This is a genomic window from Collinsella sp. Sow4_D11 (assembly GCF_052116465.1).
Lineage (GTDB): Bacteria > Actinomycetota > Coriobacteriia > Coriobacteriales > Coriobacteriaceae > Collinsella.
Genome location: NZ_JBQKLA010000003.1, coordinates 22314 through 35497 on the forward strand (window position 1 = coordinate 22314; position 13184 = coordinate 35497).

Consider the following 13184-nt stretch of genomic DNA (forward strand, 5'->3'; position numbering starts at 1 on the left):
AAAGGGGACAGGTGCCTTTGTGGTGGTTCCGGACATCTCGACACTACAGCGCGGCGATGATCTTATCGCCCATCTGGGTCGTGCCGAGGATCTTATCGGCAGGGGTGCTGGCATCGGCGATGTCGCGGGTACGCCAGCCTTCATCAAGCACACGTCCCACGGCATTTTCGATCCAAGCAGCCTGCTCACCCATGTCGAGCGCGTACGTGAGCAGCATTGCCGCCGACAGGATCTGCGCAAGCGGGTTAGCGATACCGAGCCCCGCGATGTCGGGCGCGCTGCCGGCGCTCGGCTCAAACAGCGACACGCCATCGCCCAGCGAAGCCGAGGCAAGCATGCCGAGCGATCCGGTAATCTGCGCCGCCTCGTCGGAGAGAATGTCGCCGAACATGTTCTCCGTAACTACGACGTCAAAGTCGGCCGGTCGGTTAATGAGCTGCATGGCGGCGTTGTCGACGAGCAGGTCCTCAAGCTCTACATCTGGATACTCATCGTCATGCACGCGATGCACGACCTCACGCCACATGCGGCTCGTCTCCAATACATTGCGCTTGTCCACGCTTGTCACCTTGCCGCGACGCTTGCGAGCCGCCTCGAACGCCTGGCGGGCGATGCGCTCAACTTCGTACTCGCGGTACTCCATTACGTCAACCGCGCGCTGGCCAGCCACACCGTCGGTGCCCGCACCGCCCTCGTCATAAAAGCGCTCGTGCTTGCCAAAGTAAATGCCACCGGTAAGTTCGCGGACGAGTACCATGTCAACGCCCTTGATGACTTCGGGACGAAGCGTCGATGCGCTGGCAAGTGCGTCGTAGATTTTTACGGGGCGAAGGTTGGTATAGAGGCCGAGTTCTTTGCGGATACGCAGCAAGCCTTGCTCGGGGCGCGGGACCGCCGGATCGGTCGAATCCCACTTTGGGCCACCGACGGATGCCAACAGCACGGCGTCCGACGCCTTTGCCGCCGCAAGGGTTTCATCGGGCAGCGGATTGCCGCACGCATCGATCGCCGCGCCACCAATCAGGTGATCCTCAAAGGCAAACTCTACGCCAGCGCGCTTGCCCACAGCAGCCAGCACCTTCTTACCCTCGGTAATAACCTCGGGCCCAATGCCGTCACCAGGAAGACAGCAGATCTTATAGGTCTTCTTCACGTTGCAGCTCCAGCTCTCGCTACTCGGCCCGTTTGCAAACGGATTATCCAGCTTGACCGTCATAATCGCTTACGCCTCCTGACCCTTTGCCGCGACAATCTTGGCACGCGTGCGCGCAACCAAACCGCCGGCTTCGATAATCTCGGCAATAAATGGCGGGAACGGCTCAGCTGTAAAAGTCTCGCCAGTACGCTCGTTGGTGATGACACCCGCATCGGTATCGACCTTCACGGTATCGCCGGCACAAATCGCATCGACAGCTTCGGGGCACTCCATAATGGGCAGGCCCACGTTAATGGCATTGCGATAGAAGATGCGTGCGAAGCTCTTGGCAATAACACACGACACCCCTGCAGCCTTAATGGCAACCGGGGCATGCTCACGCGAAGAACCGCAACCAAAGTTCTCCTCAGCCACAATGATGTCACCGGGCCTCACGGCAGAGGCAAACGCGGGATCAATATCCTCCATAGCATGCGCCGCCAAGTGCGCATGGTCGGACGAGTTCAGATACCGAGCAGGAATGATGACATCTGTATCAACGTCACGACCATATCGAAAAACCGAACCTTCAAAGTTCATATCATTCTCCGTTCAAACATGGAATGCGGGGGATTTGATATTTACTTACTTACTCGGACAGTCCTGCTCGCACGGAGAGCACATTAAGTGCTCTCCGGCTCGTGCGGAACTCGACGCAAGCAAATATCAAATCCCTCGTTCGCGTTTCGGCTACAAAAAAGCTAATGGAAAGTTAGCGTTCGCCTTCGGCGAACAAAAAAGTGCCAGGACTGTCCGCCGTAGCGAGCAAAGGTCGAAGGACCCCGTAGCCCCTACAGGTCAGACGGCAAGCATATGTGCCCCGCCACGGCAGAAGCAGCCGCCACGGCCGGCGAGGCCAGATAGACCTCGGACGTGGGGTCGCCCATACGGCCGACAAAGTTGCGGTTGGTCGTAGAAACGCAACGCTCCCCCGCCGCCAAGATGCCCATGTAGCCGCCCAGGCACGGACCGCACGTGGGCGTAGAGAACACACAGTTGGCATCTAGGAAAATGTCGGTCAATCCCTCCTTCATGCACTGGCGGAAGACCGCCTGGGTCGCCGGAATCACGATGCAACGCACCCCGTCGGCAACCTTATGGCCGCGCATGACTTCGGCCGCAGCACGCATATCCTCGATACGTCCGTTGGTGCACGAGCCGATTACCGCCTGGTCGATCATGATGTGACGGCTCTCGCTCACCGGATGGGTGTTGCTGGGCAGATGCGGCCACGATACACACGGCTTAATGTCGGCCGCGTCAATGGCGATAACCTGGGCATACTCGGCGTCTGGATCGGCGTGATACTCAACGTAATCACGCTCGCAGCGCCCCTTGAGCCAGGCGCGGGCAACATCATCGACCTCGATAATGCCCGCCTTGCCGCCCGCTTCGATCGCCATGTTCGAAATTGTCATGCGACCTTCCATCGACAGGCCCTCGATGGTGCTGCCGGCAAACTCCATGGCCTGGTACAGAGCACCGTCCACGCCGATCATGCCGATAATGTGCAGGATGATGTCCTTGGCGGTGGCGCCGTCCTCAAGCTCGCCGTTAATCTCAAAGCGAATCGTCGGCGGCACCTTAAACCATGCGCGCCCCGTGGCAATGCCCACGCCGGCGTCTGTTGAGCCCACACCGGTCGAAAACGCACCCAAGGCGCCATACGTGCAGGTATGCGAGTCGGCACCGATAATCAGATCGCCCGGGACCACCACGCCGCGCTCGGGCAGCAGGGCATGCTCAATGCCCGCGCAGCCTTGCTCGTAATAGTGCGTCACATGCTGCTCGTGCGCAAAATCTCGCATCTTTTTGGTCTGCTCGGCGCTCTTGATGTCCTTGTTGGGCGCATAGTGATCGGGCACCAGGCAAACGCGGTCGCGATCGAACACCTCGGTGGCACCCAGCTCGCGAAAGACATCGATCGCGATAGGTGCGGTAATATCGTTGGCGAGCACGATGTCCAGGTCGCATTCGACCAGCTGGCCCGGCTTTACCTCGTCCAGGCCTGCGTGTGCCGCCAAAATCTTCTCTGCTACGGTCATGGGACGTGCCATGTGATTCCCCTCTCAAGCGGGCTTTGCCCTGCCGAATATCGTTACTTGCCCGCCTTGGAACGGTTGGTCTGAATCATGCGGTTAATAGCGTTGATGTAAGCCTTGGCCGAGCTCACGATAATGTCGGTATCCGCGCCGCGGCCGGTGTAGATCTTGCCGTCCTCGGCGGTGATGCGCACCGTCACCTCGCCGATGGCGTCGATACCACGCGTAATGGCCTTAACGTTGAACTCCGTCAGCTCGCCATGGGCAGAGATGGCCTTGTCAACCGCTTTGTACGCCGCATCCACCGGACCGGTACCCGTCGAGCAAACCACCCGTGTCGCGCCGTCCTCGTCCGTGATGGTTGCCGTGGCCGTAGGAATAAGCGGGTCGCCGCAGGAAACCTGGAGCGCGTCGAGGGTGTAGATCGCCTTGACCTCGCGCTGGCGCTCCTGAATCATCGACTCCAGGTCCTCGTCAAAGACTTCCTTCTTTTGATCTGCAATCTCCAAGAAGCGCTGATAGATCGACTCGAATTCCTCATCGCCAAACGTATAACCCAGCTCAGCGAGACGATGGCGCAGCGCCGCATGGCCCGAACGTGCCGAAAGGATAATCTCGGATCCCGCTGCACCCACGTCCTTGGGATCGATAATCTCGTAGGTGTCACGCGCCTTGAGCACGCCATCCTGGTGAATGCCCGAGCTGTGGGCAAACGCATTAGCGCCCACAATGGACTTATTGGGCTGCACGTTAATACCAGTAATTGAACTGACGAGCTTGGATGCGCGCGTAAGCTCGGTCGTCACGATATCGGTATGTGCATCCAGGTCCTGCTCGTGCATCCTCATGGCCATGACGACCTCCTCGAGCGCCGTGTTGCCCGCGCGCTCGCCCAAGCCGTTGACGGTGCACTCGATCTGCGTCGCGCCATTGCGGACCGCCTCGAGTGCAAGGGCTGTGGCCATGCCCAAATCGTTATGCGTGTGGACCGAAATCGTAACGTCCTCGATTCCGGCCACGCGCTCGCGCAGATCGCGAATACGAGCACCAAACTCCCAAGGCATGTTATAGCCCGTGGTGTCCGGAATATTCACGACCGTAGCGCCGGCCTTGATCGCTGCCTCGATAATGCAGACCAGGAACTCCTGATCGGAGCGGCCCGCATCCTCGGCATAAAACTCGACATCGTCGACAAACTTACGAGCGTGCTTTACGGCGTGAATAGCGCGCTCGATAGCCTCATCCTCGGTCATATGGAGCTTGTCACGCAGATGGCTGGGGCTCACACCCAGACCGGTATGGATACGGGGCCTCTGAGCCGTCTTGAGGGCTTCTGCGGCCACTTCGATATCCTTATCGACCGCACGGGTGAGACCGCATACCGTGCACCGGTCACCCGCGATCTTGCCAATCTCCTGTACGGAACGATAATCACCGGGGCTCGAAATAGGAAATCCCGCCTCGATCACGTCGACATTCATACGTACCAGCTGGCGTGCAATAACGAGCTTTTCCTCGGTATTCATGCTGGCGCCGGGAGACTGCTCCCCGTCACGAAGCGTTGTGTCAAAGATTGCGATTTTGCGGCTCATGATTTCCTCCTGACAGGCTAAAGATACAGATGGCTTTCAGGAGAGATGGAGTGCCTCAAGATAGAATAATACCCGTGTCGCTCATCACGCCCAAAAGCGGCGGAAGATAGCGCACCCGGGTACAACTAATCGTTATAGCGAAATTACAACCCTAGCGCGCTATCCAATCTAGTAGCGCTAGGCCTAGGAGCTGCTGTTTGTTATAGAACATGTCTGGCTCCTTTCAGCCTCGGGTATTCACTACATTAGGCTAAAGTGTAACACAGGCAAAACGACGCGCAACGGGGATTTTGAACCAAAACCACCACAAAGGCGCCTATCTCCTTCGTGTTGGTTTTGGCCCGAAATAGCAAGGAACCCGGTCCTGCACGAGACAGAACCGGGTTCCTTTAGCAATGCTTGCTTTGCTCAGGCAGTAACTAGAAGTTACTCAGCCAGGAAGTCACGCTGGACAGCGGGATCGACCTTGACGCCAGGGCCCATGGTGGAAGACACAGAGATGGACTTGACGTACTTGCCCTTAGCAGAAGAGGGCTTGACGCGCAGGATCTCGGTGTACAGGGCAGCGTAGTTCTCAACGAGCTGCTGCTCAGAGAAGGACTTCTTGCCCAGGGGCACGTGGCAGATGCCATAACGGTCGGCGCGATACTCAACGCGGCCGGCCTTGAGCTCGGAGACCATCTTGGCGACGTCCATGGTCACGGTGCCGAGCTTGGGGTTCGGCATGAGGCCACGGGGACCAAGGATCTTACCGATGCGGCCAACCTTGGCCATCATGTTCGGCGTAGCGATAGCGGCGTCGAAGTTGATCTCGCCATTCTGGATCTGGGCGACGAGCTCGTCGGAACCGATGATGTCGGCGCCGGCAGCCTCGGCCTCACGGGCCTTCTCGCCCTCGGCGAAGACGGCAACACGAACGGTCTTGCCGGTGCCGTGGGGCAGGGAGATGGAACCACGGATGTTCTGGTCAGCCTTACGAGTATCGATGCCCAGACGGAAGTGGGCCTCGACGGTCTCGTCGAACTTGGCGGTGTCGAGCTCCTTGATGAGCTTGGCAGCCTGAAGGGGGGTGTAGAGCGTGGCGCGGTCGACCTTCTCGGCAGCGGCGTTATAGCTCTTACCATGCTTAGCCATGTGCATTACCTCCTGTGGTTAAACGGGCGTGAGCCCTCCCACATCGTATCGTGTGCCCTATTGCACACATTTAACGGGCGCCCCGGTCGGAGCACCCGTCGTTACCTAGAAAAACGCTACTCAGCGATGGTGACGCCCATGGAACGGGCGGTACCGGCGATGATCTTCTTGGCGGCGTCAATGTCGTTGGCATTGAGGTCCGGCATCTTGATCTCGGCGATCTTGGTGAGCTGCTCCTGAGAGAGCTGGCCAACCTTGTCGGCCTGGGGCTTAGCGGAACCAGACTTGAGGTTCAGCTCCTTCTTGATGAGGTGAGCCGCCGGCGGAGTCTTGGTGATGAAGGAGAAGGACTTATCCTCGTAGACAGAGATCTCAACGGGGATAATGTCGCCCTTCTTGTCCTGCGTCTCGGCGTTAAAGGCCTGGCAGAACTGCATGATGTTCACGCCAGCAGCGCCCAGGGCGGGGCCGACGGGAGGAGCGGGGTTAGCGGCACCAGCAGGAATCTGGAGCTTAATGACGTTGGCAACCTTCTTCTCAGCCATGGTCATTCCTTTCGAATCACGAGTGTGAAGTACTTGCTATATCGTAAGCACGCACGTGTTAGAAGCACTCCTGAGATGAGCAGTCACAGAAGAAGCACGCTCGCGCGAACGGACGAAAACTTAAGCGATGACAGCGACCTGGTTAAAGTCAAGCTCGACCGGCGTCTCGCGGCCAAAGATCATCAGCGTGACCTTGAGCTTGCCTGCCTCGGCGTTAACCTCGGAGACCTTGCCATCAAAGTCGGTAAGCGGGCCATCGGTGACGCGGACGGACGTACCAACCTCAATATCAACCGACGTACGCTTGGGCGAATCGCCCTTACCGGGACGACGAGTCATCTTATTGTACTCGTCGCGGGAAAGCGGAGCGGGCTTGCCGTTGCCGCCCAGGAAACCGGTGACGCCGGGCGTGTTGCGAACACACGTCCATGCATCGTCATCCATCTCCATGCGAACCAGGACATAACCCGGGAAGATCTTAGAATCCTTGGTCTCGCGCTTGCCACCCTCTTTGATCTCGGTGACGCGCTCCATAGGAATCTCAATATCAAAGATACGATCCTGCATGCCCATGGTCTCGATGCGATGCTCGAGATCGGACTTAACGCGGTTCTCGTATCCAGAGTAAGTGTGGACGACGTACCAACGCTTAGACATGGTTTAGCCCCTCAATCCAGAGAACAGAGCAAGAGCCTCGCCAAAGCCAGCATCGAGCAGAGCGATGACGACGCCGACGACGATCAGAGAAGCGCAAACGACGACCGAGTAGTTCACGAGCTCCTTCTTATCGGGCCACGTGACACGCTTCATCTCGGACTTCACCGAAGCAAAATACTTCTTGGTGCGGGCGAAGAAACCGGGCTTCTCGTTCTTCTTGGACTTCGCAGCCTTCTCGCTCTTCTTGGCAACGGCCTTCTTGGCCTCAACCTTGGAGTTGGCGGCAGCTTTGTTGACAGGCGCCTGCTGCTGTGCCTTCTTCTTGTTCTTCTTGTTGGCCATTTGGGTTACCTCCGCGCAATGCGCTTATACATGAGTAAACCGTAAGCCCCCAAATGGGAGCTTACGGAATAATGACTGGCACGCCAGGAAGGACTCGAACCCTCAACACTCGGTTTTGGAGACCGATGCTCTACCAATTGAACTACTGGCGTATGTGACTAGAGACTAGCGAGTCTCTTTGTGCAGCGTGTGGTGACGGCACCAGGGGCAATACTTCTTGATCTCCATACGATCAGGCATGTTCGCCTTGTTCTTAGTGGTCGTATAGTTGCGGCGCTTGCACTCAGTGCACGCAAGAGTAACTAGAGTACGCATGTATCCTGAACCTTTCATATCCGCCCCGTACGGGCACGAGTTGGTACTTTATCAGCTCTACGTAAGTGCTGTCAACGAAAACCTCGAATCAATTGGTTCTCGGTAGATCCATTCATATTTGGAACACATCAATGGAGCCAACGAGATCTAATCGATTCCTCACGCTCAACTTAAGAGCGAGCTAAGCGTAATCATCAGGCAAAAAGACCCACGTAGAAAAGAACCCGGCACCCATATAAGTGCCGGGTTCTCTAAGTCAGCTGTATCAGAGAGCTAATTTACTCAATGATCGTGGAGACGATGCCCGAACCGACGGTGTGGCCACCCTCGCGGATAGCGAAGCGCAGGCCCTCCTCCATAGCGATCGGGTGAATGAGGTCGCCCTCGATGGTGATGTGGTCACCAGGCATAGCCATCTCGGTGCCCTCGGGGAGCTTGACCGTACCGGTAACGTCGGTGGTACGGAAGTAGAACTGAGGACGATAACCATCGAAGAACGGGGTGTGACGGCCGCCCTCCTCCTTGGTCAGAACGTAGATCTCACCGGTGAACTTGGTGTGCGGGGTAACCGAACCGGGCTTGCAGAGAACCTGGCCGCGCTCGATGTCCTCGCGCTTGATGCCGCGGAGCAGCAGACCGACGTTGTCGCCAGCCTCGCAGAAGTCCATGGACTTACGGAACATCTCGATACCGGTAACGACGGTGTTCTGGGTATCCTTGATGCCGACGATCTCGACGGGCTCGTTGAGCTTGAGCTCACCGCGCTCGACACGGCCGGTAGCAACGGTACCACGGCCGGAGATGGTCATAACGTCCTCAACGGCCATCAGGAACGGGAGGTCGTTGTCACGAGCAGGCGTCGGGATGTACTCGTCGACGGCAGACATGAGCTCGCGAATGGCGTCCATCCACTTGGCGTCGCCCTCGAGAGCGCCCAGAGCGGAACCACGGATGACGGGGATGTCGTCGCCGGGGAATTCGTACTCGGAAAGGAGCTCACGGGTCTCCATCTCGACGAGGTCGATGAGCTCGTCATCGTCGACCATGTCGCACTTGTTCAGGAAGACGACGATGTAGGGAACGCCGACCTGACGGGCGAGCAGGATGTGCTCGCGGGTCTGAGCCATGGGGCCGTCGGTAGCGGCGATGACCAGGATGGCGCCGTCCATCTGAGCAGCACCGGAGATCATGTTCTTGACGTAGTCAGCGTGGCCCGGGCAGTCAACGTGAGCGTAGTGACGGGCAGCAGTCTCGTACTCGACGTGGGAGACGGAGATCGTAATGCCGCGCTCGCGCTCCTCGGGAGCCTTGTCGATGTTCTCGAACGCAGTGAAGTCAGCCTTGCAGCCCTCGGTCTCGGAGAGAACCTTGGTGATGGCAGCGGTCAGCGTGGTCTTGCCGTGGTCGACGTGACCGATGGTGCCGATGTTAACATGCGGCTTAGTGCGCTCAAACTTCTCTTTGGCCATAAAGCCCTCCTCTAAACAGGTCGTCCCCGGACGGGACTATGCCTTTATACCATAGTGGCCTCTCAACATACTATTGAGAAGCCACCGTGTTACCTATGGTAGCGGTGACTGGATTCGAACCAGTGACGCCACGGGTATGAACCGTGTGCTCTAACCAACTGAGCTACACCGCCGGATGGAGCCTGCAACCAGACTTGAACTGGTGACCTCTTCGTTACCAACGAAGTGCTCTACCGACTGAGCTATACAGGCACTTGACGGGTGGGAGCTATAGGATTCGAACCTATGTAGGCAGAGCCAACGGGTTTACAGCCCGTCCCCATTAACCACTCGGGCAAACTCCCAATCGTTCAAGTATCCGCAGGTTCTTTGGTCTTTTGGGCCTCCGCCCCCGCGAACGAAAAAGATAATACGATGCAACCTTGGGGGCTGTCAACGAAAACCTCTAAATACACGGTGCCGGGCGTATCTATATACCTTTGACCTGCGGTTTTGCTGAATTTAGATATGAAGAACGGCGGATTTGGCTGCGCTGGCGACATTTCCCGAGGGAACACTTTGGTGTGGTGGAGTACCCTTGCGGTATCGACTTTCGATAACGATCCTCGTGCGTCCGAATATCCTCGCTCAACCAGGATGACTGGGACCGGTCCGGCCTTTGTCTCGATCTGTAACATTTAGAGAACATTTTCTCCCCTATCTGTTACAGATCGAGATGTTTCCCTGGCGGTCTCCCGTTTATCTAAATCTGTAACAGCAAGAACGGTTTTCCTTCCCTAGTTGTTACAGATTGAGATGTTTCGCAGAGACCCTAGCTTACGTCTCATTCTGTAACAGTTAGAACGGTTTTCCGCCCCTTCGTGTTACAGATCGAGACATTTATCTATTCTCGCCTTACATCCACGACATCTGCCCAATCGATAACGTCGTAGTCATCATCGCTTCGCCAGACGACACACTTGGGTCGTGAATCCGCTTGGGCCGCACCATCCCTCGCCGCTTGTGGACGACTCGCAAAGAAGCGGCCAAGCTCATCTCGCGGCAAGATAATCCCTTGCACGCTCCCGCCACCCGCGAGACACACACGCGCCCAGCGACCAGCCTTTTCATATAAGAGCCAATTGGCAACCTGCGAAGATCTGCCCTCAGGCACTTTATCCCCTGGAATATCAGGAACAAACATAGGGTCGACCTCCTCCAGTTGAGCAAAGCCCATCCCCTCCAAACGCGAACCAAGTTTCTCCTTAGCGTAACCGCTCAGCTCGCGCTTGATCATGCCTGCAATACGCCGAGCCGTCCTACCATGGGGATCAAACCGGCTGCATCCGCGCTCATAGGCAGCCAGCGCGTCCATAAGCACATAGACCTCGCTCAAATTGAGCGGCAGCGCCAGCGGGTGCACCGAGGACCTGAATTCGCCGCGATACCCAAACTCCTCGGCTACGCACATGCCGCCGATACGCACGCCATCGCGAATCCTGGCACGGCGCTCCCCCACCGCGTTCTTGCTACACAGCAAAACGTTATAGGCGATGTCTTCCTGCGAGCGCTCTTCGTGGGAAACGGTGAGCATAATCAAGTCTGCCTCTTCACCGCCAATAAAGGAATCCTTGAGCTCGTAGCCCTTCATGCCTTTGTTGGGCGGCTCGGCCGCAAGCAGCGCAAAAAGCTCGTGCACCTGATGGTAGAGAGCAAGGCGTCCCTCCAAATATGGACCATCGGGTCCATTTGCATATGCTTTGATGCGCATGTGCAAGCTCCCCGTATCGACGGGCGCTACCGCCATCTGGCTAATAGCATATCCCTCGCCTGGACGGGAAATCATATCGTTGAGCTCGGCCGCATATGGCATGTTTCTTTTTATGAACTGTCCAAGCAGCATTGGCGGCGCCCGCCTTTCTAATCTTTAACCTATCGATTTTTTCTCTTCGAGTCCACCTCAAGATAGCGCTGGATTTTGTCGAGCGACAGATTGGTCCGGCCCAGGGACTCTGCCGCCGTCAAAATCTTCTGTGCAAGATTTGATCCAAAGTAGTAAATCACATCCCCGTTGGCGATTCGCTCAACGTATTCGTCTCCAATTTTGTTAATGAGAGAGAAAAACTCGGGGCACAGCATGGGATAACGCTCGGCCATTTCCGTAATCCCCGCATGGCCAAAATCGGCAACATCCTCGCACTGGCGCTCAAGATCTTCGATACCGTGACCATTAAGACCACGCCCGCAGGAAAAAGCAAGGCCGCGAGACAGGGCAGTTTTGACGCGTTGCTCCTGCTCGTCCGATAGCTTTCCACCCAATAGGGCTCGCATCATGATCTGGCAGCAAGCGTACGTAGGTCGATAGAGAAAATCGACACGTGCATCACTGGGCATATGGCAATAGCTGCTCAGAGGAAAACAACCGTCTTCTCGTTGAGACTCGAGAATGGCATCGAGGGACTCGCGCCAATCCGGATCGTTATCCAAGCCATAATCGCGAAAGTAGCGTAGTAGCTGCATCTGCATATCCATGACACAAGTACTGACGATCGGCTTATCTGTTTCCCTGTCCCTGCCGGCAATGTCGCAAAGAGGGTAAATCATGGTCTTTTTCCTTTCCGTAGACCTGATGCCAACGATTCCGTTTCGCTGACCTTGTTGATCCCATTCTCTTTTGTGGGGCCATATCAAACGACCAAGCAGTGCTTGGTTATTGTGGGCTGGAGGGTTAACTGGGCGGAATGACATACCGTTGCAGGTGCACCCATACGCAACGTCGCCGAGACGCCCCACCCTCTACCTCCGCATGTGCGACACTCCACAAGCAACTAATCATCGCCAGAATGTTTTACTGAGATAAGGTCGATCAGCTTGGGGAATTTCGCAAGAAGGCACGCTTGGTCACGTACTGTGCCCTTGCCATCGCCGTCGTATTTGCCCTCATTGCGGGCGGATTCCCCAATAGGCTCAGGAATCTCGTGGCTGTCGATAACGCCAGCGCTATTGTCAAGAGTTATCACGGCGGGCACCCGGTCATTCGACTGACGTTTTAGGCGATACAAACCGAAAGCGTGCCGGCGGCCACGGGTTGTTGCTCAACAAATACGCTGCTGGCTGTGGCATACTTTAATTTACTAATGTATCGAGAAAGAGAGTGTCATGGTCCCTTCGGGTAACGGCTGCAGCCAGATCATCATCATTGCTTTGGGCATTTGCCTTGGCCTGACTATGTTTGCGGTCTGTGGCTAAACGATTCAGATCTGCGCTTATTTCCAGCGCAAATCTTCTGCCGCTGCTTGCCGGCATCGTGTATCTCGTTAACAGATACATTGCGAGCTTCGACTTTTTCCTCCCCTACGACTTCGCCCATTATCAGCTCGGAGATCTGTGCGGAGGAATCATTTTTCCCGCCTACGTAAACGTCCTCTGCGAAGTGGTGAGTGGGAAAACGCCGATATGCAACTTTGCAAGTAGCTTGGCATTATCGGTGGGATGCTCAATCTGCTGGGAAGTACTTGCGCCCATGGTGCTCGAGTTTAGTACCCCAGATCCGCTTGATGCCTGCATGTACGTTATCGGCGGCATCTTGTACCTGAAAGCTTTTAAACTGACGGCGGGCAGTCGAATCTAGCTGCCCACAAGAAACGGGCCCTGTCCCACTAGGGAACAGAGCCCGAAACTCTCATGGAGCCAGTGACAGGAATCGAACCCGCAACCCACTGATTACAAATCAGTTGCGCTACCGTTGCGCCACACTGGCACACTTGGCGCTTTCGCGCGAAGCCAATTAAGAATAAAGGAATTGCGGACGGGGCGCAACAGGCCCTTTGATCGACCATATCTCAAAACTATTCGTCAGAACGAATAGTTTTATCTGTTCGCCAGAACCAAAAACTATTCGTTTTGGCGATGCC

Annotated in this window: 14 protein-coding genes and 5 tRNA genes; 2 read left to right on the top strand and 17 right to left on the bottom strand. The window is 56.4% G+C overall.

The window, feature by feature from the left end; translation table 11 throughout:
• Positions 1-43 precede the first annotated feature (43 nt).
• The 16 genes from leuB to ACTQ40_RS02210 all read right to left on the bottom strand — a co-directional run bounded on the left by leuB (position 44) and on the right by ACTQ40_RS02210 (position 11874).
• Entirely contained in the window at positions 44-1216 is a 1173-nt protein-coding gene (leuB, locus tag ACTQ40_RS02135) for a 3-isopropylmalate dehydrogenase (RefSeq protein WP_441563236.1), read from the bottom strand.
• Between the two features lie 6 nt (positions 1217-1222).
• Positions 1223-1735 (bottom strand): 3-isopropylmalate dehydratase small subunit, encoded by a 513-nt coding sequence (locus ACTQ40_RS02140; RefSeq protein ID WP_154514746.1) that lies wholly within the window; start codon positions 1733-1735, stop codon positions 1223-1225.
• Between the two features lie 251 nt (positions 1736-1986).
• Positions 1987-3252: a 3-isopropylmalate dehydratase large subunit gene (gene leuC / locus ACTQ40_RS02145; RefSeq protein ID WP_441056809.1), complete on the bottom strand. Its 1266-nt coding sequence runs from the start codon at positions 3250-3252 to the stop codon at positions 1987-1989.
• A 41-nt stretch (positions 3253-3293) separates the two neighbouring features.
• On the bottom strand, positions 3294-4829 hold the full coding sequence (locus tag ACTQ40_RS02150; RefSeq protein ID WP_441042004.1) for a 2-isopropylmalate synthase: 1536 nt from the start codon (positions 4827-4829) through the stop codon (positions 3294-3296).
• Between the two features lie 426 nt (positions 4830-5255).
• Positions 5256-5963 (bottom strand): 50S ribosomal protein L1, encoded by a 708-nt coding sequence (rplA, locus tag ACTQ40_RS02155; RefSeq protein WP_441563237.1) that lies wholly within the window; start codon positions 5961-5963, stop codon positions 5256-5258.
• A 116-nt stretch (positions 5964-6079) separates the two neighbouring features.
• A complete protein-coding gene (gene rplK / locus ACTQ40_RS02160; protein ID WP_022093893.1) occupies positions 6080-6508 on the bottom strand; it encodes a 50S ribosomal protein L11 in 429 nt (142 codons plus the stop codon).
• Between the two features lie 120 nt (positions 6509-6628).
• On the bottom strand, positions 6629-7165 hold the full coding sequence (gene nusG / locus ACTQ40_RS02165; protein ID WP_427718370.1) for a transcription termination/antitermination protein NusG: 537 nt from the start codon (positions 7163-7165) through the stop codon (positions 6629-6631).
• Positions 7166-7168: 3 nt separating this feature from the next.
• On the bottom strand, positions 7169-7507 hold the full coding sequence (gene secE, locus ACTQ40_RS02170) for a preprotein translocase subunit SecE (RefSeq protein WP_441563238.1): 339 nt from the start codon (positions 7505-7507) through the stop codon (positions 7169-7171).
• Between the two features lie 76 nt (positions 7508-7583).
• A tRNA-Trp gene (locus ACTQ40_RS02175) sits at positions 7584-7659 on the bottom strand.
• Between the two features lie 13 nt (positions 7660-7672).
• Positions 7673-7822: a 50S ribosomal protein L33 gene (gene rpmG, locus ACTQ40_RS02180; protein ID WP_102372646.1), complete on the bottom strand. Its 150-nt coding sequence runs from the start codon at positions 7820-7822 to the stop codon at positions 7673-7675.
• Positions 7823-8100: 278 nt separating this feature from the next.
• Positions 8101-9291 (bottom strand): elongation factor Tu, encoded by a 1191-nt coding sequence (gene tuf, locus ACTQ40_RS02185; RefSeq protein ID WP_154514756.1) that lies wholly within the window; start codon positions 9289-9291, stop codon positions 8101-8103.
• A 96-nt stretch (positions 9292-9387) separates the two neighbouring features.
• A tRNA-Met gene (locus ACTQ40_RS02190) sits at positions 9388-9464 on the bottom strand.
• A gap of 3 nt (positions 9465-9467) precedes the next feature.
• Positions 9468-9543 (bottom strand) — tRNA-Thr (locus ACTQ40_RS02195).
• 10 nt (positions 9544-9553) lie between these two features.
• A tRNA-Tyr gene (locus ACTQ40_RS02200) sits at positions 9554-9635 on the bottom strand.
• Positions 9636-10174: 539 nt separating this feature from the next.
• Positions 10175-11116 carry a hypothetical protein gene (locus tag ACTQ40_RS02205; protein ID WP_441563239.1) on the bottom strand — a complete coding sequence of 314 codons (942 nt, stop codon included), beginning with the start codon at positions 11114-11116 and terminating at the stop codon, positions 10175-10177.
• Positions 11117-11202: 86 nt separating this feature from the next.
• Positions 11203-11874 (bottom strand): hypothetical protein, encoded by a 672-nt coding sequence (locus ACTQ40_RS02210; protein WP_441563240.1) that lies wholly within the window; start codon positions 11872-11874, stop codon positions 11203-11205.
• A 293-nt stretch (positions 11875-12167) separates the two neighbouring features.
• Between ACTQ40_RS02210 and ACTQ40_RS02215 the strand changes: the two genes are divergently transcribed.
• Both ACTQ40_RS02215 and ACTQ40_RS02220 read left to right on the top strand, forming a co-directional pair.
• Complete coding sequence (locus ACTQ40_RS02215) at positions 12168-12323, top strand: hypothetical protein (protein ID WP_441563241.1); 156 nt, start codon at positions 12168-12170, stop codon at positions 12321-12323.
• A gap of 188 nt (positions 12324-12511) precedes the next feature.
• Positions 12512-12901 carry a hypothetical protein gene (locus tag ACTQ40_RS02220; RefSeq protein WP_441015100.1) on the top strand — a complete coding sequence of 130 codons (390 nt, stop codon included), beginning with the start codon at positions 12512-12514 and terminating at the stop codon, positions 12899-12901.
• A gap of 54 nt (positions 12902-12955) precedes the next feature.
• On the opposite strand, the gene ACTQ40_RS02225 is transcribed toward ACTQ40_RS02220, so the two are convergent.
• Positions 12956-13030 (bottom strand) — tRNA-Thr (locus tag ACTQ40_RS02225).
• Positions 13031-13184 lie beyond the last annotated feature (154 nt).